The sequence below is a fragment of the Aeromonas finlandensis genome (assembly GCF_000764645.1).
GTDB lineage: Bacteria > Pseudomonadota > Gammaproteobacteria > Enterobacterales > Aeromonadaceae > Aeromonas > Aeromonas finlandensis.
In genome coordinates this window covers 1-20,739 of the sequence record NZ_JRGK01000261.1, presented here as the reverse complement: position 1 = coordinate 20,739, position 20,739 = coordinate 1, and the positions used below count along the sequence as shown (strand labels likewise).

Annotated in this window: 20 protein-coding genes and 2 tRNA genes; 13 read left to right on the top strand and 9 right to left on the bottom strand. The window is 59.1% G+C overall.

All coding sequences use genetic code 11. The features are described from left to right. Nucleotides 1-72: 72 nt before the first annotated feature. Both LD28_RS0113390 and LD28_RS0113385 read left to right on the top strand, forming a co-directional pair. Nucleotides 73-146 (top strand) — tRNA-Gly (locus LD28_RS0113390). Between the two features lie 14 nt (nt 147-160). Further along, nucleotides 161-235: transfer RNA gene (locus LD28_RS0113385), tRNA-Gly, on the top strand. A gap of 163 nt (nt 236-398) precedes the next feature. On the opposite strand, the gene arcA is transcribed toward LD28_RS0113385, so the two are convergent. Beyond that, a complete protein-coding gene (gene arcA / locus LD28_RS0113380) occupies nt 399-1,118 on the bottom strand; it encodes a two-component system response regulator ArcA (RefSeq protein ID WP_005338193.1) in 720 nt (239 codons plus the stop codon). A gap of 396 nt (nt 1,119-1,514) precedes the next feature. Here arcA and LD28_RS0113375 point away from each other — a divergent pair, with 396 nt between their 5' ends. Continuing rightward, complete coding sequence (locus LD28_RS0113375; RefSeq protein ID WP_081959577.1) at nt 1,515-1,922, top strand: DUF3293 domain-containing protein; 408 nt, start codon at nt 1,515-1,517, stop codon at nt 1,920-1,922. Between the two features lie 42 nt (nt 1,923-1,964). Next, a complete protein-coding gene (locus LD28_RS0113370; RefSeq protein ID WP_033137456.1) occupies nt 1,965-2,444 on the top strand; it encodes a putative 4-hydroxy-4-methyl-2-oxoglutarate aldolase in 480 nt (159 codons plus the stop codon). 3 nt (nt 2,445-2,447) lie between these two features. On the opposite strand, the gene LD28_RS0113365 is transcribed toward LD28_RS0113370, so the two are convergent. After that, the gene (locus LD28_RS0113365; RefSeq protein ID WP_033137455.1) at nt 2,448-2,927 is read right to left on the bottom strand and encodes a hypothetical protein; all 480 of its coding nucleotides are present in this window, start codon (nt 2,925-2,927) and stop codon (nt 2,448-2,450) included. A 157-nt stretch (nt 2,928-3,084) separates the two neighbouring features. Between LD28_RS0113365 and LD28_RS0113360 the strand changes: the two genes are divergently transcribed. From LD28_RS0113360 to LD28_RS0113330, 7 genes are all read left to right on the top strand, one after another. Further along, nucleotides 3,085-3,483, top strand: a complete 399-nt coding sequence (locus tag LD28_RS0113360; RefSeq protein WP_033137454.1) for an META domain-containing protein — start codon at nt 3,085-3,087, stop codon at nt 3,481-3,483. A 197-nt stretch (nt 3,484-3,680) separates the two neighbouring features. Continuing rightward, the gene (locus tag LD28_RS0113355; protein WP_033137453.1) at nt 3,681-4,049 is read left to right on the top strand and encodes an ArsR/SmtB family transcription factor; all 369 of its coding nucleotides are present in this window, start codon (nt 3,681-3,683) and stop codon (nt 4,047-4,049) included. 4 nt (nt 4,050-4,053) lie between these two features. Then, nucleotides 4,054-4,422, top strand: coding sequence for an arsenite efflux transporter metallochaperone ArsD (gene arsD, locus LD28_RS0113350; RefSeq protein WP_033137452.1), 369 nt, complete (start codon nt 4,054-4,056; stop codon nt 4,420-4,422). Between the two features lie 27 nt (nt 4,423-4,449). Further along, entirely contained in the window at nt 4,450-6,213 is a 1,764-nt protein-coding gene (gene arsA / locus LD28_RS0113345) for an arsenical pump-driving ATPase (protein WP_033137451.1), read from the top strand. 108 nt (nt 6,214-6,321) lie between these two features. Next, on the top strand, nt 6,322-7,386 hold the full coding sequence (gene arsB, locus LD28_RS0113340) for an ACR3 family arsenite efflux transporter (RefSeq protein ID WP_033137450.1): 1,065 nt from the start codon (nt 6,322-6,324) through the stop codon (nt 7,384-7,386). Nucleotides 7,387-7,475: 89 nt separating this feature from the next. Then, nucleotides 7,476-7,901, top strand: a complete 426-nt coding sequence (gene arsC / locus LD28_RS0113335) for a glutaredoxin-dependent arsenate reductase (protein WP_033137449.1) — start codon at nt 7,476-7,478, stop codon at nt 7,899-7,901. 348 nt (nt 7,902-8,249) lie between these two features. After that, the gene (locus LD28_RS0113330) at nt 8,250-9,461 is read left to right on the top strand and encodes a NupC/NupG family nucleoside CNT transporter (protein WP_033137448.1); all 1,212 of its coding nucleotides are present in this window, start codon (nt 8,250-8,252) and stop codon (nt 9,459-9,461) included. A 253-nt stretch (nt 9,462-9,714) separates the two neighbouring features. Here the strand turns inward: LD28_RS0113330 and LD28_RS0113325 are convergent, their stop codons facing one another. From LD28_RS0113325 to LD28_RS0113310, 4 genes are all read right to left on the bottom strand, one after another. Then, nucleotides 9,715-10,482, bottom strand: a complete 768-nt coding sequence (locus LD28_RS0113325) for a PTS sugar transporter subunit IIA (RefSeq protein WP_033137447.1) — start codon at nt 10,480-10,482, stop codon at nt 9,715-9,717. Beyond that, nucleotides 10,482-10,787 carry a PTS fructose transporter subunit IIB gene (locus tag LD28_RS0113320; protein ID WP_033137446.1) on the bottom strand — a complete coding sequence of 102 codons (306 nt, stop codon included), beginning with the start codon at nt 10,785-10,787 and terminating at the stop codon, nt 10,482-10,484. The genes LD28_RS0113325 and LD28_RS0113320 overlap by 1 nt, the downstream gene beginning before the upstream one ends. A gap of 217 nt (nt 10,788-11,004) precedes the next feature. Then, nucleotides 11,005-12,411, bottom strand: coding sequence for a hexose-6-phosphate:phosphate antiporter (uhpT, locus tag LD28_RS0113315; protein WP_033137445.1), 1,407 nt, complete (start codon nt 12,409-12,411; stop codon nt 11,005-11,007). Between the two features lie 430 nt (nt 12,412-12,841). Continuing rightward, nucleotides 12,842-13,267 (bottom strand): CesT family type III secretion system chaperone, encoded by a 426-nt coding sequence (locus tag LD28_RS0113310; RefSeq protein WP_081959575.1) that lies wholly within the window; start codon nt 13,265-13,267, stop codon nt 12,842-12,844. 197 nt (nt 13,268-13,464) lie between these two features. On the opposite strand from LD28_RS0113310, the gene LD28_RS0113305 reads away from it, so the two are divergent. Further along, nucleotides 13,465-14,856, top strand: coding sequence for a protein-tyrosine phosphatase family protein (locus LD28_RS0113305; protein WP_033137471.1), 1,392 nt, complete (start codon nt 13,465-13,467; stop codon nt 14,854-14,856). Nucleotides 14,857-14,959: 103 nt separating this feature from the next. Here the strand turns inward: LD28_RS0113305 and LD28_RS0113300 are convergent, their stop codons facing one another. Continuing rightward, nucleotides 14,960-16,870 carry a PTS fructose transporter subunit IIABC gene (locus tag LD28_RS0113300; protein ID WP_033137444.1) on the bottom strand — a complete coding sequence of 637 codons (1,911 nt, stop codon included), beginning with the start codon at nt 16,868-16,870 and terminating at the stop codon, nt 14,960-14,962. 712 nt (nt 16,871-17,582) lie between these two features. Between LD28_RS0113300 and LD28_RS0113295 the strand changes: the two genes are divergently transcribed. After that, the gene (locus LD28_RS0113295) at nt 17,583-19,613 is read left to right on the top strand and encodes a bifunctional 2',3'-cyclic-nucleotide 2'-phosphodiesterase/3'-nucleotidase (RefSeq protein WP_033137443.1); all 2,031 of its coding nucleotides are present in this window, start codon (nt 17,583-17,585) and stop codon (nt 19,611-19,613) included. 220 nt (nt 19,614-19,833) lie between these two features. Here the strand turns inward: LD28_RS0113295 and LD28_RS0113290 are convergent, their stop codons facing one another. Then, on the bottom strand, nt 19,834-20,352 hold the full coding sequence (locus LD28_RS0113290; protein ID WP_033137442.1) for a P-loop NTPase family protein: 519 nt from the start codon (nt 20,350-20,352) through the stop codon (nt 19,834-19,836). A 31-nt stretch (nt 20,353-20,383) separates the two neighbouring features. After that, nucleotides 20,384-20,739: GNAT family N-acetyltransferase (locus LD28_RS0113285; protein ID WP_033137441.1), on the bottom strand; the 356-nt coding region annotated here is incomplete at its 5' end.

The following is a 20,739-nucleotide window of genomic DNA, read 5'->3' as shown; positions in this document are numbered from 1 at the left end:
TTGATTTATTGAAAAAAATGGCAGGAGCAGCATTGCGCTTGGCGGCAAAATGCATATAGTAGGAGCCCTGACGCGGGTGTAGTTCAATGGTAGAACGGTAGCTTCCCAAGCTGCATACGTGGGTTCGATTCCCATCACCCGCTCCAAATTCAGATGCCAGGCGGGCATCGTATAATGGCTATTACCTCAGCCTTCCAAGCTGATGATGCGGGTTCGATTCCCGCTGCCCGCTCCAGCTTCAAAACAAAAAGCCCACTCCTGCGAGTGGGCTTTTTGTTTTTCATCTATCTTGTGCGCCGTTTGACGTCACGCTCACTGTTTCTCAGCCTTTAAGGCAAAACAGTAGAGACAGAAAAGGCGCCCGAGGCGCCTTTTCAGATCAACAGCGTAGCGGGAGCTTATTCCTGCTCCAGCTCACCACAGAAACGGTAGCCTTCGCCGTGGATGGTGGCGATGATCTCCGGGGTGTCGTTGACGCTTTCGAAGTGCTTGCGAATGCGACGGATGGTCACATCGACAGTACGGTCGTGGGGCTTGAGCTCACGGCCGGTCATCTTTTTCAGCAGCTCGGCACGGGTCTGGATCTGGCCCGGGTTTTCGCAGAAGTGCAGCATGGCGCGGAACTCGGAGCGCGGCAGCTTGAACATGTCGCCAGTCGGGCTGACCAGTGCGCGGCTGTTGATATCCAGCGCCCAGCCGTTGAACAGGTAGCGTTCAACCAGCTTCTTCTCTTCGCCACCGGCAGCCACGTTCATGGTGCGGCTCAGCAGGTTGCGGGCACGGATGGTCAGTTCACGGGGGTTGAACGGCTTGGTGATGTAATCATCGGCACCGATCTCCAGACCCAGGATCTTGTCCACTTCGTTGTCACGACCAGTCAGGAACATCAGGGCGATGTTGTCGTTCTCACGCAGTTCACGGGCCAGCAACAGGCCATTCTTGCCCGGCAGGTTGATGTCCATGATCACCAGATTGATGGTGTGGGAAGTGAGGGCTTGATGCATCTCATCGCCGTTGTTGGCCTCGAGCACGATGTAGCCTTCCGCTTCAAAAATGCTTTTCAGGGTATTGCGTGTGACCAGCTCGTCTTCGACGATCAGAATGTGTGGTGTTTGCATGAGTATTCCCAGATTCTTATCAGTTAATTATCTTAAATTTAACACTCTTTGGCGTTTCAAACCGATTTCCTGACTGATCCTGAAAATTTATTACGTCATCCTGGGTATGAGCGTCAGGTCGGAATATCGCGAATTAGGCATCAGTACCGGCAAGTATCCCTGTGCCACTTATAGGCTCCAGACAAATCTGGTCGAGTAGAACCTGGAAAGGTCGTCCCTTACGAAAGTGGCCGCATTTTATCAGTTAACAGGAGCATAACAACACTCTTTGCCGTCAGATAGCAACTTTTTAACTCTGTTTTGATATAGGTCAAACCCTGGCACAGCTGCATCATACTTGGCCTGAACCCCATTTTCGCCCCTATAAAATGTAATGGAATGTAACATGTGATTGACATGATTTTGTGGGAAAACTACAAAAATATCTGCTTCATCGCGCCATTTGAGCCACCTGACTGGCCTGCCTTTGCCATCATCACCGCCTGGAACCCCGCCAGCCAGCGAGTCAGTGAGCGTCGCAATTGGCGCCGGGATCGGGCTCTTCGGCGCCATCTGACCGTGGATTTGCAGGTGGCTATAGTCGGCCCGTTTTGGGGATCTGACCGCGACGAACGCTGGCAGGAGTCATCGCTGGCGGTGGCGCTCTCCCTGCCACAGGCCCGTCGAATCGCTGCCCGCTTTGGCCAGAATGCGTTTTACTGGGTTGAAGGGGGGCGGCTTTGGCTGGTATCAGTATTGATTGATAAATCAGCAGTTTGTCTGGGTAATATTGAATCCTTCTGGATTGCCAGAATTACCGCCTGATGAAAGAATGATCGTCTTCATGCATCTGAAAGGAATCAAATCATGCTGGATCTCCTGCCCGACCTCTGCGATCAGCACGGCGACTTGTTGCAAGTGGCTGATCCCGTCTTTCAAGATTTTGGTGGCAAGGCCCTCTTCTACGGTCGTGCCGTGACCCTCTCCTGTTACGAAGACAACAGTCTGGTGCGGGATCTGGTGACTCGTCCCGGTCACGGCAAGGTGATGGTGATCGATGGTGGCGGTTCGCTGCGCCGGGCGCTGCTTGGCGATCAACTGGCCATCAAGGCAGTGGAGCAGGGGTGGGAGGGGATCCTGATCCACGGCGCGGCGCGGGATGTGGGCACGTTGGCGACTCTGGCTCTCGGGGTCAAGGCGTTGGCGGCCTGTCCGGTCAAGACCGAGAAACGGGGGTTGGGATCGCTGGGGGCTGTGGTCAGCTTTGCTGGCGTGACCATCCACGAAGGGGATTACGTTTATGCGGATCGCAACGGCGTGGTGGTGAGCGCTACGCCGTTGCTGTGAGCATCAGAAGTTGAAACCGACTCCCAGACTCAGCGCCTGATCGGCTGTGAAGGCGCTGACGCCATAGTTGGCGGTGAGGGAGAGTCTGGGGGTCAGCAGCAGGCTGGAGTTGAGCTCCAGCAAGGTGCTGCCCTGATTGAGTTCGAGATGTTTGATCTGGCTACCAATCTTGAGGGATGGCGAGAGTTGGTAGCGCACCCCCGAGCTCATGTTGAAGCCCGATTGACGATTCTGATCTGCCACCGCCGGGCCCGCTTCCATAAAGAGCGTCACATCATCCACCACCGGATATTGATAGCCGCTATTGACCAGCCAGAGATCAAAACTGTCGCTGTGATGGCTATGGCCGTTGAGCAGCACACCCGAGTAACTTTTGACATAGAGTGACGGGTTGGATTGCGGCTGAACCACTGCCCAGTCGGCGGCCTGTACGGCCATGCTGGCGCAGGATGCAAGCAGTGTGATGATGAGCGATTTGACCATTCGTTTCCCCTCCCTGGGTCCGGAACTGAGCCTAAGCATGGCACATGCCAGTTGGGAGTAAAGTGACGCTTGATCACAATAAAATCCTTTGGTGTGCGCCCTGACCATGATAAACAGGCTGCCGTATTGATGGCTCTAATCATTAAGAGGTGAATCCATGAACAAGAAACTGACTCTGCTGGCTGCGCTGGCACTGGGAGGCTGCGCAATGGCAACCGGTTCCAGCATGGCTCAACTGCAAGCATCCAGCTGGCAGCTGCAAGGCGCCACCGGCGATACCTTCACCCTGCAAGTTGTCGATGGCAAGGTGGCGGGCAAGGGCGGCTGCAATCGCTATTTTGGCGGCATCACCCAGCAGGGCGACGGTGTCTTGACGCTGGGCGCCATGGGGGCCACCCGCATGATGTGCATCGGCGATGAGATGAACAAAGAGATGGAGTACCTGCAAAAGCTGGAGAAGGTGGCCACCTACTCCATCAGCGGCAACCAGCTGACCCTGAGCGATGCCAACAAGGCAGCCCTGCTCACCTTCAACGCTGTTCCTGCTAGCAAGTAAGAGTCTGTTGCAGACCCTTGGCTGACGCCCTCCCTGCCGGAGGGCGTCTTTGTTTCCCCCGCAGCAATATCTGCCCGGCTTCTCCTCCCGATCCTTTTGCTCTGCCTTCGCATCATGGCGAAAAGGGTGTCTGCAAATTGATCATTTCAATAATTCTTGTATAGTTGAAATGAAAGAGCATCCAATGAGGGGCAACTATGAACAAAGAGACGGCCACCAAGGTCTTTGAATCGCTGGCATCCGGCATCCGGCTCGATGTGTGGCGGCTGCTGGTCAAGGCGGGGCTGGAGGGGCGGGTCGCCGGTGAACTGGCCAGCGAGCTCGATATTGCCCCCAACACCCTCTCGTTTCACCTCAAGGCGATGCTTAACGCCGGTCTGCTGTCGGTGGCGCAGGAGGGGCGCTTTCTGCGCTACCGCGCCAATATCCCCTTGATGCTGGATGTGATCGCCTACCTCACCGAGGAGTGCTGCGCCGGTCATCCCGAGGCGTGCGGCGTGATGCGTGCCGAGTCAGCCTGCTCCCCCCATGTTCTGCCTGCGCAGCCCTGCTGCACCAAGGAGTAAAACCATGTCAGCCATTCAGGTTTTTGATCCCGCCCTCTGCTGCTCCAGCGGTGTCTGCGGTACCGAGGTTGATCAGGCGCTGGTCACCTTTGCTGCCGACCTTGCCTGGGCCAAGGAGCAGGGGGTTGCCATCGAGCGTTTCAATCTGGCCCAGCAGCCGATGCAATTTGCCGAGACCCCGGCCGTTTGCGCCTTTCTGACCCACGCCGGGGAGGAGGGGTTGCCGCTGGTGCTGGTGGAGGGGCAGGTGGTGTTGACCGGCCGCTATCCGAGTCGCAGCGAACTGGCCCGTTATGCCGGGTTGCCTGCGCCGCAAGTGGCCATCAAGGGGATCGTCAAGGGCGGCTGCTGCTCCGGCAGCGGTTGCTGCTAAGGCGCGACGCACCATTCGGGAGAGGCTATGTACCATTTTCTGACCAATCCACCGCCGTTTCTCTTCTTCACCGGCAAGGGCGGGGTGGGCAAGACCTCGCTGGCCTGCGCCAGTGCGGTGGCGCTGTGTGATACCGGCAAGCGGGTGCTGCTGGTGAGCACCGATCCTGCCTCCAACGTGGGCCAGGTGTTTGCCACCGAGATCGGCAATCGCGTCACCGCCATCGCCGCCGTGCCCGGTTTGTCGGCGCTGGAGATAGATCCCCCCGCAGCGGCCAAAGCCTATCGGGAGCGGATCGTCGGGCCGGTGCGCGGCAAGTTGCCCGAGAGCGTGGTGCGCAGCATTGAGGAGCAGCTCTCCGGCGCCTGCACCACCGAGATCGCAGCCTTTGACGAATTCACCGCGCTGCTGACTGACCAAACGCTGCTGGCCGAGTATGACCATATCGTCTTTGATACGGCCCCAACCGGCCACACCATCCGGCTGCTGCAACTGCCGGGCGCCTGGAGCGAATTTCTGGAACAGGGCAAGGGGGATGCCTCCTGCCTCGGCCCGCTGGCGGGGCTGGAGAAACAGCGCAGCCAGTATGCCGAGGCGGTCGCCGCCTTGGCCGATGCGGCCCGCACCCGCTTGGTGCTGGTGGCACGAGCCCAGCACTCCACTCTGCGTGAAGTGGCCCGCACCCATGAGGAGCTGGCCGCCATCGGCTTGCTGAACCAGCAACTGGTGATCAATGGCCTCTTCCCTGAGGATGCCATCGCCGGTGACGGGCTGGCGCAGGCCCTCTGGCAGCGCGAACAGCTGGCTCTTGCCGATATGCCGCAGGGGATCAAGGGGCTGGCGCAGGATCATATCCCGCTGCTGGCCACCAATCTGGTGGGCGTCGAGAGCCTGCGCCAGCTGCTGCAACCACAGGGAACAGCCGCTCAATCCCCGACAGTACAGTCCACTGTCAAGCAAGCCCAGCCCGAGTTGAGTTCGCTGGTGGACGAGCTGGCCGCCGACGGTCATGGCCTCATCATGCTGATGGGCAAGGGCGGGGTGGGCAAAACTACGCTGGCGGCTGCCGTGGCGGTGGAGCTGGCCAGTCGCGGCCTGCCGGTGCACCTCACCACCTCGGATCCCGCTGCGCACCTGAGCGAGACGCTGGCAGGTAGCTTGCCCCATCTTGAGGTGAGTCGCATCGACCCCCATGCCGAGACCGAGCGTTACCGCGCCCAGGTGCTGGCCACCAAGGGGGCTGCGCTGGACGAACAGGGGCGGGCACTGCTGGAGGAGGATCTGCGCTCCCCCTGTACCGAGGAGATCGCCGTGTTTCAGGCCTTCTCGCGCATCATTCGCGAGGCGGGCAAGCGCTTCGTGGTGATGGATACTGCCCCCACCGGCCACACCCTGCTGCTGCTCGACGCCACCGGCGCCTACCACAGGGAGATCGCTCGTCAGATGGGAAACAAGGGGCTGCACTTCACCACTCCCATGATGCAGCTGCAGGACCCCAAACAGACCAAGGTGCTGATCGTCACGCTACCCGAGCCGACCCCGGTGCAGGAGGCGGCCAATCTGCAGGCCGATCTGCGCCGCGCGGGTATCGAGCCCTGGGGCTGGCTGGTCAACCTCAGTCTGCAGCAAGCCGCGGTCAGCTCGCCGCTGCTGCAACTGCGGGCCGAGCGCCAGTTGCCTCATATCGAAGCGGTCGAGCAGCAACACGCCCGCCGCTACGCCGTGGTGCCGCTGCTCGCCGAGGAGCCGGTGGGGCCCGATGCCCTGCGCCGCCTCTGTCAGCACCATTGAGCCGCCGCCCCGGTCTGCTGCCGGGGCGGCTTGAATATGCCTTACTTGTTATAAACCCGTGTTTTGAACCAATAGAAGATGCGGGATTGCGCCGCATCGGGAGCTGTAATGTCTGCAAACTGTGATGCCAAGGCCGTGCCTGCCATCGGCTTTTTTGAACGCTATCTGACCGCCTGGGTCGCCCTCTGCATTGTGGTGGGGATTGGTCTGGGGCAGGGGTTGCCGGATCTGTTCAAGGCGATCGGCGCCATGGAGGTGGCCAAGGTCAACCTGCCGGTGGGGCTGCTGATCTGGGTGATGATCATCCCCATGCTGCTCAAGATCGACTTCGGCGCCCTGCATCAGGTGAAGGGGCACATGAAGGGCATTGGGGTCACCCTCTTTATCAACTGGCTGGTCAAGCCCTTCTCCATGGCCTTCCTTGGCTGGCTCTTTATCCGTGTGCTGTTTGCCGACTGGCTGCCGGCGGATCAGCTCGACAGTTACGTAGCGGGCCTGATCCTGCTGGCGGCGGCACCCTGCACCGCCATGGTGTTTGTCTGGAGTCGTCTCACCAACGGCGATCCCTACTTCACACTGTCGCAGGTGGCGGTGAACGACCTCATCATGGTGTTTGCCTTCGCGCCGCTGGTGGCGCTGCTGCTCGGGGTCTCCAGCATCGTAGTGCCATGGGATACCCTGCTCACCTCTGTGGTGCTCTATATCGTCATTCCGGTGATCATCGCCCAGCTGCTGCGCAGGGCCTTGCTGAAAAAGGGAGAGGCCCATTTTGACGGCGTCATGACCCGCATCCAGCCCTGGTCGGTGGCGGCCCTGCTGCTCACTCTGGTGCTGCTGTTTGCCTTTCAGGGCAACGCCATCATCGAGCAGCCGCTGGTTATCGCCCTCTTGGCGGTGCCGATCCTGATCCAGGTGCTGTTCAACTCTGGGCTGGCTTACTGGCTTAACCGCAAGGTGGGGGAGAAGCACTCGGTCGCCTGTCCTTCCGCCCTGATCGGTGCCTCCAACTTCTTCGAGCTGGCGGTGGCCGCCGCCATCAGCCTGTTCGGCTTTCACTCCGGCGCGGCGCTTGCCACCGTGGTCGGGGTGCTGATCGAGGTGCCGGTCATGCTGCTGGTGGTGCGCATTGTCAACGCCAGCAAACCCTGGTACGAAGCGGGGCTAAGCCGCTAACTGATGGCCGTTAACAAATGGCCGCTAACAGATGGCCGCTAACTGTTGCTATCCATTTTCTATTCACTTGATTCATGAGAGACAGGCAAATGAGTGCAATCACCATCTATCACAACCCGGAATGTGGTACCTCCCGCAACACCCTGGAGCTGATCCGCAACAGCGGCGTGGAGCCCACGGTCATCCACTATCTGGAGACACCCCCCTCCCGCGATCAGCTGGTGGCGCTGATCGCCGCCATGGGCATGCCGGTGCGCGATCTGCTGCGCAAGAACGTCCCCCCTTACGAGGCGCTCGCTCTGGCGGAAGATCGTTTCAGCGATGATGCGCTGATCGATGCCATGCTGGCCCACCCCATCCTTATCAACCGCCCCATCGTCGTCACCCCCCTCGGCACCAAGTTGTGCCGCCCATCCGAGGTGGTGCTCGATATTCTGCCCGATCAGCAAAAAGGGGCCTTCGCCAAGGAAGATGGCGAGCAGGTGGTGGATGCGAGCGGCAAGCGACTCAAATAAGCGCGTTGCAGTTCAAATCAGAGTCTCAATGCGGCCAGCCCCGAGCTGGCCGCATTGCATTTTTTGAAAAAGTTATTCCGCCAATCGTCTTTTTGCTTTTTCTGTGACAGCGATCACTGTAACATCGCCGCCCGACCCGCCACCTGGCCGCATCTCCCCCTGCGACGGCGCTGGCGTCACCCGATACATGCTGTCACCTGGAACGTGAATGACCCCAGGATGGGACCCGCCACTAACCTGCAGGTTTGTGGTTTGCGTGTCGCGTGGGTCGGCACCTCTCCCGCCTGATCTCCCGCGATGCCTGTCCGCAGATTTGCCATATGAAACTCCTCTCTTCATAGGTGCAAGATGACACTGTTATTGAGTCTGGTCGGTATGCTGGCCCTGATGTTTATCGCCTGGCTGGCCAGTGAAAACCGCCGTGCCATCCGCTGGCGTACCGTGCTGGGTGCGCTCGCCCTGCAAACCGGTTTTGCTGCGCTGGTGCTCTATTTCCCCCCCGGACAAGTCATGCTCGGTGCCATGAGCAATGGCGTCTCCGCCCTGCTTGGCTTTGCCGACAGTGGCATCCGCTTTGTGTTTGGCGATCTGGCCAGCAACGGCTTTATCTTCGCCGTGCGGGTGCTGCCGCTGGTGATCTTCATCAGCGCGCTGATCGCTCTGCTCTACCACTTTGGCATCATGCAGTGGGTGATCCGGGTATTGGGCGGCGCCGTGCATCGCCTGCTGGGCACCAGCCGTGCCGAGTCGCTGGTGGCCACCGGCAACATCTTCCTGTCGCAAGGGGAGTCGCCGCTGCTTATTCGTCCCTTCCTCGCCGGTATGACCCGCTCCGAACTCTTTGCGGTGATGACCTGTGGCATGGCTTCGGTGGCGGGCTCGGTGCTGGGCGGTTACGCCGGTCTGGGGGTGGATCTGAAATACCTCATCGCCGCCTCCTTTATGGCGGCGCCGGGTGGCCTCTTGATGGCCAAACTGCTGGTGCCGGAGCAGCAGCAGGTGAGCGATCAGACCGAGATCACCCTCGACAAGAGCGACTACAGCAACGCCATCGACGCGCTGGCGGGCGGCGCTATGGGCGGCATGAAGATCGCCGTGGCCATCGGCACCATCCTGCTCGCCTTCGTCAGCGTCATCACCATGATCAATGCCGGTCTCACCACCGTCGGCGAGTGGTTCGGCTGGGCCGATCTCTCCTTGCAACAGCTGCTGGGTTACCTGTTTGCCCCCGTGGCCTGGCTGATTGGCGTGCCCGCCAGCGAGATGATGGCGGCAGGATCCCTGATTGGTCAGAAGGTGATCATGAACGAGTTCGTCGCCTATCTGGACTTTGCCAATATCAAGGCTGATCTGAGTGCCCACACCCAGATCATCATCACCTTCGCCCTCTGTGGTTTTGCCAATCTGGGCTCCATTGCGGTGCAGCTTGGCTCCATCGGCACCATGGCGCCGGAGCGCCGCCACGATGTGGCCAATATGGGCTTCAAGGCGGTGCTGGCGGCCACGCTGGCCAACCTGATGAGCGCCACCCTGGCCGGGATCTTTGTCTCGCTGGCCTGATGGTTGATCTGATCGCCGGTTAGTCAGCGGCAAAAACAAAAGACCCCCTCTCGCCATTGGGCAAGAGGGGGTCTTTTTATTGTCAATTGATAGCCGCAGGGCGCGGGGGATAGCTGGCCATGGGGCAGTTCACGTCACTGCGCGGGGGTCGGAGCCTGCTTTCATTTGGCGCTTTGCACTATGCCGACCACCATCACCCACACGCGCACCACCATTCCCCACGCCGCTGCGCCTGTCAGCCTTGGTCCGGTGCCTAGCTCAGCAGGCTCTCGATGACGATGGCCTGACGGGCGGGGGCCGAGCCCGCCTGCAGCAGGGCGTGGCTGACCACATCGTCGATCATCGCCTGCGCCAGTCGGGTGAGGGGGCGCAGGATCTCGCGCCCGCTGCCGACCGGCACCGCCAGCAAAATGATGGTCTCTACCGGCCCTATCTGGGAGCCCCACTCGATGGACTCTTTGCAACTGAGCAGGGTCAGCGCTGGCTGGCTAATCCCTTCGCTCAATACATGGGGCATGGCAAGGCCCGGGCGGATGATGGTGGCAGAGACCTGCTCGCGCCGTTCCACTGCGGCGGTCAGTGTGGTGCGGTCGGTGACCAGTTCGGCGGGCAGCAGATCGATCAGATGCTCGAGGGCCTCGGCCTTGCTCAGCGGCGCGGGGCTATGGGCCAGCTGGCGCAGGGCAAAATGGTAGTCGGGCAGGGCATTTGCCAGTCGCAACTCCGCCAGCGCGGCGGTGCGTGGGCGCACCAGCGGCAGGCCCAGTTCGCCGCACCAGCAGGTAAAGGCCATCTGGGCCAGCTCGGCATCGCACCCTTCAATCTGCAACTGGCAGAGGTCGCCGGGCCGGGTGGCGAGGGTGAGCAGGGAGAACTGGTTGCTGGCGGTGACGGTCTGGCGCCGGGTGAGGTTGGCGCAGCGGATGGCGGATTTGAACATCCCCGCCAGCCGGTTCAACTGCTTGGCCTGGGTGATGCACATCCCCTGCTGGCAGTAGAAGGTGATCTCGCGGGTCAGCATCAGACCGAGATCGGCAGGGCCTTGAGTACGGCGTGGGCATCCAGCAGCACGGTTTCCAGTGTTACCTGATGGATGGAACAGCCGAGGAAGCGCTCTTTCTGCTCAATCTCGATATCGGAGGCAATCAGCACCAGATCGGCGCTGGCAATATCGCGGGCGGTCAGCATGTTCTCCATGCCCATGGCGCCCTGTGTCTCGACCTTGATCTTGAGCCCCAGTGCAGTGGCGGCTTTTTGCAGGGCATCGGCGGCCATATAGGTATGGGCGATACCGGTCGGGCAAGCGGTGACGGCGACGATCTTCATCTGCTCTCTGTGATGCTGACAAGGGGGAGCAACAAGATAGCGCCAGCGGGGGATTTTTACCAAAAGTCCATATAAAAAGTGGGATCTTGATGGGGATATGCCTGCCCCTTGAGCGGCTACGAAGGCCACGCCGAGCCAGTTGGGTATTTAGTATATCTAAACAACAAGGGCCACCCGTGTGGGTGGCCCTGAACAATCAGCGACAATCTGCAGGGGATCAGGCGATCTGGGCGGCCAGCGTTGCGGCTTTCAGTTCGCGCTTGATGCGGCGGATCTTGCGCTCCTCGGCCACTGCGACACAGCCCATCAGCACCAGACAGGTGGCTGCGGCGATATCGAGGGCGGCGAAGGTACCGGTCCAGCCGGTCAGACCGAAGATGGGAGTGCCATCGGCGATCATGCCCAGACCCAGTTTGGCGAAGCTGTCACCGATCAGGTAAGCAAAGGTGCCCTTGACGCCATCGGCCACGCTGATGCCCTGCTTGGGTACGAAGCCCACGGCGGCGACGCCGATCAGCAGTTGCGGACCAAACACCAGGAAGCCCAGGGTGAACAGGGAGCCCAGGAACATGAACTGGGTGGTGGCATGCTGGTAGAGACCCAGGGTCGCGATGATCAGCGCCAGGGCGACGCAAGCCACCAGACCACGACGGCCATTGGCCAGATCGGAGAGGTAACCCCACATCAGGGTGCCGACCAGTGCGCCCACTTCGAAGAAGGTGAAGCCCTGAATGGCGATCTCTTTGGAGAAGCCCAGCACCTGGTGAGCGTAAACGGTGGACCACTGGTCGATACCGATGCGCACCACGTAGAGGAAGATGTTGGCAAAGCAGAGCAGCCAGATCACCTTGTTGAGCAGCACGTACTTCACGAAGATCTGACCCTTGGTCAGCTTCTGCTCTTCGGTGGCGATATCCTCTTCACTCGCTACCTCGTCAAACAGCTCTTCCACCTTGCCAAGGCCATAGGCTTCCGGTGAATCGCTACCAAAACGCAGGCCGATAAAGCCGACAACCAGCGCGATGATGGAGGGGAAGATAAACATGCCGAGCACGTTGCCATCAAACAGGTAGTTGGCACCAAACAGCGCCACCCCGGCCGCACCGGCACCGCCCACGTTGTGGGAGAGGTTCCACATACCCAGATAGGTGCCGCGCTTGTTGCGAGGGGTCCACTTGGTGATGGTGGAGTAGCTGCATGAACCGCCACAGCTCTGGAAGAAACCGCTGGCCGCGTAGAAGAAGATCATGAAGTAGAGGCTAAAACCGGTACCGCCCATGCTGGCACTGAAGCCCAGCATGCAGAGGGCGGAGAGGATCAGCATCAGCGGCAGGAACTGCTTGGTGTTCTTGCCGTCGGCGTAGTAGGAGACGATGGTCTTGCCCACCCCGTAGGTGATGGAGAAGCCAAGACCGATCATGCCAAGCTCGGTCATGGAGAGACCGTACTCCTGGATCATGTCGTTTTGCGCAATGTTGAAGTTCTTGCGGATCAGATACATGGTCAAATAGCCAATAAATACAACCAGATAAGATTGCATAAACGGCTTGAACCAGAGCTTGCGCCGGGCTTCGACCGGCAGGTCCAGGGTGGGGACCCGGACCTGTTGGAGAAATTTCAACATCTTCGTTCATCCTCTGCGAGATAGACGGTATTTCCGCGGTGCCCCTGCTTTGTAGACAGGTTGTTCGAGGTCACGCCACGGAAGGGGGAACAGACAGTCAGGGGCTGCCAGCCGTTGCTGCGCTCGACTCTCCATCCATATAAACCCGGGCCCGGCACGGGATGACGGGGCGCGTTGCCCATCGCGGTGCGGGTCACGACATCAGGTGGGGTGACTCTAATCAGAGGGGAAATAAATGGCTTGAGAGCCATCCCTAGTGGGGCTAGGAAATTTTCCTAGTTTTGTCCGATTTGGCCCCCAAGCGTGAAGAGGATCACACTGCGCGGGCCAGATTGGTGGCGAAGCGAGCAGCTTGGCGAGCGGTTGGGCTGCCATTGGCCGGTGAGCAGGCCGCCTGATGCAAGCGGCTTTATATCGGTTCTGCGGTTCTCTAGACCATCAGCAGAGGTGATGGCGAGTTGTCATGCCCGCTTGACTCGCTGACGGCAGAGGATGCCGATAATCGGCTCAGACCATGGTGGTGCAGGGTGCTCAGGGCCTGATAGAGGGCGCTGCCATCCATGACGCTCAGGGGATGCTGGCTCCAGAGGATAAGGTGATTATCCGGTGAGAGCGCGATGCGCGGGCTGGCGGGATCGACCGAGAAGAGATTTTGTTGCAACAGCTCAATCGCCTGCTGCACATCTTTAAGGGGAGAGAGGCGCATAAAGAGGGCAAGCTGGCTGTCCCCTAACGCAGCCAGATGGAGGGTGTGGTTGTTATCCAGCGTGATGCTGGCAACACCGTCTGTTGCAGTGAGCGTGATCCCGAGGTGGTGGCCCAGGGCATTTAAAGCGGCGTCAAATGATGCGTTCATGGATGGCAGCTTGCAGAAGAGGTGGGTTGAGGTGCGCAAATTATCGAAAAACAACCATTTCATTTGTCACTTATGGACATCGATTTTGTTGCTATCGGTCACTTTGCTACATGGCTAAAAATTTCCGACTGGCAGTGCAAGGAGAGGGGGACACCGCTTTTTATACTCGCGGCTCACTCATGCCATTCGAGGTAAACATGACATTAGCGATTCACACCCTTCATCAACAGGTATCCCGGCTGGCCGAACAGCAGAATGGCGAGCTGACCGGCAAATTGAGAGGCAATGTTGCCGCTAATCGTGAGGGGAGTTTTCAGGGCCTGACGGTGACCCATGGTGCCCGGGATACCGAACAAGCCTTCGCCCGGGAGGTGCTCCGTCATGTGCAGGATATTGCCCTTAATCAGGATGATGTCGCCGCGTTGCATGAGAGTGCGGTGCGCTTCAATCACAACAACTTCGAGCTGCGCAGCATCGGCAATGGCCAGAGCAAGCTGGTGGCATTGCGCAGCGATCAGCTGACGTTCAAAGACGCCAAGACCTTGCTGGATGCGGCCCTGCGCCAGCAGGGAGCACAGAGTCACGCGGCCAGCGCGCCAGCAAGTCAGGATGCGCCGCCGTTGCCACCGCGTCGTGCTCCGGCCCTTGCCCCGCGCAATGCGGGTCCGGCGCTGGCCCAGCAGCACGAGCGGCTGATGCATGTCGCACCAAGAATGGTTCCCCCTGTTGCAGTCGATCCTTACGGTGCGCAAACGAAACAGGCGCTGAGCAGCAGGCTGGCCAATGTGCAGCGTCAGCTGCAACCCTCGGTGCAACCTGATCGTTATCTGCAAAGCAGCGATGGCAGCAAGCTCAACCGCTTCAACGATATTCAGGCCAACAAGGCGACTGCCGTGCGCCCCGATCTCAACGCCAACTATGTACAGGTCGGGGTACATCGCTCCATCGCGTGCCAGTACCCGCTCGACAGCCAGCTGGAGAGCCATCTGCAGATGATGTTCGACAACCGGACGCCGGTACTGGCGGTTCTGGCTTCCGCCAACGAGATCGCCAATCCCCAGTTCAAGATGCCCGACTATTTCCGTCAGAGCGGCCAATATGGAGCGGTATCGGTTAAGTCCGAGCACCAGATGAGTGTCGACCTGGGTGACGGTATTCAGGCCGATGTTTATCAGATGGCGTTGACCATGCCCGGCTCTGGCAAGAAGGGGATCCAGGTGCCCGTGGTGCATGTCAGCAACTGGCCCGATAAAACCGCCGTCAGTGCCGAGGTGACTGAACGGCTGTCAGCCCTGCTGGAGCAAAATGCGCAAGCGAAGCGCGCCATGTATGAGAAGGCGGGCAGCTCGGCGGTGGGGGATGAGAACAAATTGCTGCCGGTGGTCCATTGTCGCGCCGGGGTGGGGCGTACCGCTCAGGTGATCGGGGCCATGGCGATGCATGATCCGCGCAACAATCAGCTGAGTGTTGAGGATGTGGTCAGCAGCATGCGCACCAGCCGCAATGGCGTCATGGTGCAAAAACAGGAACAGCTGGAGGTATTGATGACCCTGGCTCAGCATCAGCAGCGCCCACTACTGCGGGCATAACAGATGGCAAATCCCCTTGTCGGGGTTGTTCGACACATGCAAAGAGGCCACCCCGTGGGGTGGCCTCTTGTTTTATGGATCTTGTCGTGTCTGTGGCGAGCTATCAGGCCGCCTTGGCCAGGGTCACTTCGTCACTCTTTTTGACCCGCAGCTTTTTCAGGGCAACCGCCACCACGCCGGTGACGATGGCACCGCAGACCATGCAGAGCAGCGCCAGCAGCGGCTTGTTGACCGCACCCAGCAGGGCCACGATGGGGCCACCGTGGGCGACGCTGTTGGTGATGCCGAACAGGAAGGCCATCACCGCAGCGGTCATGCTGCCCAGAATGTTGGCCGGGATGACGGCCAGCGGATCACGGGCGGCGAACGGAATCGCCCCTTCGGAGATCCCCACCAGACCCATGGCACCGGCGGCTTTGCCCGCTTCGATTTCAGAGGCATCGAAGATACCCAGCTTGCGACCGAGCACGGTTGCCAGCGACATGCCGAGCGGCGCGGCCGGGATGGCGCAAGCCATGGCACCCATAAACTGGGTCTGACCGGAGGCAATCATGCCGACGGAGAACAGGAAGGCCACCTTGTTGACCGGGCCACCCATATCAAAGCCAGCCATACCCCCCAGCACGATACCCAGCAGCACCAGACTGCCACCGCTCATGGAGAGCAGCATGGCGTTGAGGCCGGTCATCATGTCGGCAATCGGGGCGCCGATGATGAAGATAAAGACCGCAGCGATAAACAGGGAACCGACGATGGGGGCGATCAGGATCGGCACCAGCGGCTGCACCATCTTGTGGTAGTGACGGGTGGCAATCCAGCGCACCAGATAGCCGACCAAGAGGCCCGCGATGATGGCACCGATAAAGCCGGTTCCGGCGTCAGCGCCGTAGAAGCTGCCGTTGTTGGCGATCCAGCCGCCGATAAAGCCCGGGGCCAGTGCCGGACGATCACCGATGGCGTAGGCGATATAGCCCGCCAGAATGGGGATCATCAGGGTGAAGGCGGCGACGCCCACGTTGAGGATCTGGTTCCACATGCTCCCTTCCGGGATCTGCATGCCGCTCGGGGTCGGGTTGCCGCCGATGGCCAGCGCCAGTGCAATCAACAGACCGCCGGTCACCACGAACGGGATCATGTGCGATACGCCGTTCATCAGGTAGCGGTAGAGATCGGAACTGCCGCCGCCCGCGCTCTTCTCTTCACCTTTTTTATCTTCTTTGCCAGCCACATAGTCGGGGGCTTTCAGGGCCTGCTCGATCAGACCCTTGCCATCCTTGATGGGGGCCTTGACGCCGGTCTTGATGAGGGGCTTGCCGTTGAAGCGGGCCATATCCACCTGCTTGTCACAGGCGACCACGATGGCGCTGGCGCGAGCGATCTCGTCCGCGGTCGGGCTGTTCTTGACGCCGATGGAGCCGTTGGTCTCCACCTTCACCTCATAACCGAGCTCCTTGGCGGCGCGCTCCAGCGACTCGGCCGCCAGATAAGTGTGGGCGATACCGGCCGGGCAGCCGGTAACACCGATGATAAAGCCCTTGCTGGTGGTTGGGGCCGCGCTCTGCTCCTCTTTCTTGGCCAGCAGCAGCGCCAGCGCATCGGCCGGACTCTTGGCCGCCAGCAGCTTGGCGATAAAGCCCTCTTCGATCAGCTTGCCGGAGAGCTCCGCCAGCACCTCGATATGGTGATTGGCGCCGCCATCGGGGGAGGCAATCATGAAAAAGAGGTGGGACGGCTTGCCATCTTCGGCGCCGTATTCGATGCCGTTGCGGCTGATGCCGATGGCGACCGCCGGGTTGCAGACCGCAGCACTCTTGGCGTGGGGCAGGGCCACGCCCTCCTCAAAACCGGTGTTGCCCAGCTCTTCGCGGGCCCACAGATCCTTGATAAAGGCCTGCTCGTCGCTGACCTTGCCTTGCGACGCCAGCAGGCGGGCCATCTCGGTGAAGACCTCTTCCTTTCGCGTCGCTTTCAAATCGAGGTTGATCAGATGTTCATTGATCAAGGTGGTGATCATGGCGCTCTCCCCGCTTCCGGTGACGGAAGCTATGCGTGAGTACGTATCGACGTACTGGATAAAAATGACCTGATCATTATCGCGGTTCGTCCGTCCCCTCCCTATCGGACAAATGTGCTAATCACTGGATTTTTGTGCGCACAAAAACGCGATGTGATGGAGGTCTCATTTTTCGGCGGGACTCGCCATTTTCAGTTTGCTCTCTATTTTTTCTTTAAAAACAAATATCTGAACAGATATCAGGTGCGCCACAAGATTTGCTATGCGCCATATCAATAAATTAATCTCCAGCATGGTCTGGATTTATATGTGGTTCAATGGCATTGAAAGATGTGATATTCCTCACAAAACCGTGCGTTTTTGCCGGGGGGACTAGGATTTTTATGCGCTTGATGGGCAGGGCTCGGGGCAAGGCAACGGGCCGGAAGAAGAAGAGTAAGAAGAGGGGAGCAAGCGCACCGGCAAACAGGGGGAACGACGCAGGGGACAAGGAACGGTGTGCAGTGTCTCGCCGAGCGCGCTGGAACAAACATCATGGTTGTGCTGGTGCGGGATGAACGTTGCACCTGTCAGTTTAAAATGCTGCATATGTCCACATTTTTGACTGTAAATGTGGAACATGTGGTTATTAATCCACTCGGATCACAGTTATCCACAAAACTAGGCGGTAGGATGCCTCGACTGGCACTAACAATAAGCGAGAAAAATAACAATGCACTTCACCCTCAAACTGAGCGCGGTGGCGGTCCTGCTTGCGCTCTCCGGATGCCAAAGCAACGACAGCACTCCCACCCCAGGCGATGTCAATCTGCGGCTGCTCGAAACCTCCGACGTTCACTCCAACCTGTTGAGCTTCGACTACTACCAGAACAAGCGGGATGATTCACTGGGTCTTGCCCGCACGGCCTTGCTGATCAAGCAAGCCCGTGATGAGAACAGCAATAACTTGCTGATCGACAACGGTGATCTGATCCAGGGTACCCCACTGTCTGACTATATTTTTGCCCAGTACAAGGGGGATACCAATTATCTGAAGAAGTCGGCAGGCCACCCCGCTATCAAGGCGCTTAACGAGCTCCATTATGACGTGGGCAACCTCGGCAACCACGAGTTCAACTATGGCCTCGACTATCTGGCGAAAACGCTCGCCGAGGCCAACTACGAAGTCGTGAACGCCAACGTTTTTGATGGCAATACCCTCAAGCGTGCCAGTGACGGCAAGATTGACTGGGATGCCATGCCCCACCACTTCAAGCCCTATGTGCTGCTGGATCGCCAGGTAAAAGATGCCAACGGCAATATGCAGACCATCAAGGTGGGCGTGCTGGGGGTGAACCCGCCCCAGATCCTCCAGTGGGACAAGCACAACCTGGAAGGCAAGGTGGTGGTGGCTGACATGGTCGAGACCGCCGAGCACTACATTCCCGAGATGCGTGCCAAGGGGGCCGATCTGGTGGTGATTGCGGCGCACTCCGGTATTACCGGCACACCGCAGGAGCCCTTGATGGAGAACGCCGCCGTCTATCTTGCCCAGGTGAAGGGGCTGGATGCACTGCTGCTGGGTCATGCCCACAAGGCCTTCCCGGGCGAGTATCCCGATATCGATAAAGTGGATAACAAAACGGGCAAGATTGCTGGCGTCCCGGCCGTTATGCCCGGCGTGACCGGCAACCACCTCGGCATTATCGACCTCAAGTTGACCTATCAGGATGGGCGCTGGCAGGTGGCGGATAGCCACTCCGAACTGCGCAAGGTTAAATCGCTGCCGAGCGGTGAGGAGGATCAGGGGGTCGTGAATCTGATCCAGACCGTCCATGATGAGACCATCGAGTGGTTGAGCCTGCCCATTGGCAAGCTGAACACGCCCATCCAGAGCTTCTTCTCTGTTGCGCGGGATGATGCCTCCCTCCAGATCGTGAGCGATGCCCAGAAGTGGCATATCGAGCAGCTGAAAGAGGAGTGCCTGAAGCAGAATGGTCTGAATTGCGGCCTCAAGGAAGACCTGCCGGTGCTGTCGGCAGCGGCCCCCTTCCGTGGCGGGCGCAACGGCCCCAACGACTACACCTGGGTACAGGCGGGAGCCATCTCCGGGCGAAATGTCGCGGATCTCTATGTCTTCCCCAATACCGTGCAGGTAGTGAAAGTCGATGGCGCCACCGTGAAAGAGTGGCTGGAGAAGAGCGCCGTTCAGTACAGTCAGATAGACCCGAACTCCGAGCAGGCTCAGTGGCTGGTGGTGGACGATTTCCGTCCCTACAACCTCGATACCATCAAGGGGGTGAGCTACGCGGTGGATGTCACCCAGCCAGCTCGCTATAACCAGGATGGCAAGAAGATCAGCGACGGCGAGCGGATCAGCGAACTCACATTCAATGGTAAACCGATCGATCTGAAGCAGAACTTCTATGTGGTCACCAACAACTACCGTGGCAGCGGTGGTGGCAACTTCCCGGGCATCAATAGCAAGGCGCTGGTGCACGAAGATCCGATGGAAACGCGCGAAGTGCTCTCTGCCTATGTGAAAGATCTGAGCGAGAAAGAATCGGCCGGTTTCGAGGTGAAAGTGGATAACAACTGGCATCTGAAGCCGCTACCCGCCAAGACCAAGGTCTACTTCTACTCCTCGCCAAACCCCGAGGTCGAGAAGATGGCTGTTGGCTCTAATCTCAAGCACGTGCAAGGGGTGGTGCCCAGCGATCCCAAGTTTGCCAATCATGCGATCTACCAGCTGGTAGGTCAGTAATGCCGGGCGGCCTGCGGGCCGCCTTTTCTTTTCCTGCCCCCGTCGCGCCGATCACAATGTCGTGGGGTGCAATGAACGGAGTGAATTGCACCGCTTGTTTGGGCAGGGAGTGCGATGGCAAGAGAGGGGATGGCTGAAAAGATAGAGGTGATGACGCGAATGTCCGAATACGCTCCGCTATTCGGACCTACGGGCTCATGTTGCGTCATCCTCTACCCAGTTAGTAGCTGTGAGCTGTCAGTTGAGCGAGATAGCTATTTACCTCTGTCCGAGTCGTGAAACGGTGTTTGTCGTTTGGGAATCGATCAAACAGCTCGCGATGGAATTGGCGGGAACTTTTGCCGGCTCGCTGCTCATATTCCGATGCCCACACCAGCAGTTGTTGAAAGTTCTTTTCCGCTGCCACTGCATCCCGTTGCCTGGCGCTTTGTGAACCGCGCGATAGCAGTGAATCACGGCATACAGACCAGTCAAGGTCCAGAAATAGCAGGGTATCTGCGGCATCAAGCAGTTGCTCGGCCAGGGCGCCAAATACCCCTTCGACCACCCATAAGGGCTCTTGGGCAAGTATTTGAATGGCAAGGCCAATCTCATGCTGGGGCCGTTTTTGGTTAAACCCGCCCGGTTGCCAGACAATGGTGTCCAGATTGACCTCGCGGATAGTTAACTGCTCAGCCAACTGCGCTGCCAACCAGCTCTTACCCGATCCCGAGTTGCCAATAATCAGCATTCGCTTCATCCGCTAGACCCCTCACTTTGTTGGCGTGACATCATTGCCACTCGCTCTGGAGGACGGCCAATACCACGGTATCCCACCACTGATCTTTGAAGAAACGGTGTTCGCGAAAATGCCCCTCTTGTCTCATACCCAACGCCTTGCATAACCGAATCGCCGCGCGATTCTGGCTGATGGTTTCTGCATAGATCCGGTGTATGCCCAATTCGCGGAAACCAACGTTCATCAAGGCGTATGCGGCTTCATGTATGAGTCCATGCCCCTGATATTCGCGGGCCATGCCACATCCCATCGATGCCTGATTATTCGCTTCCAGACGCAGGCAAACCGTGCCAATAAATTCCCCGGTCGCTTTGTACTCGATGGCTAATTGATAGGCAGTGCGAGGCT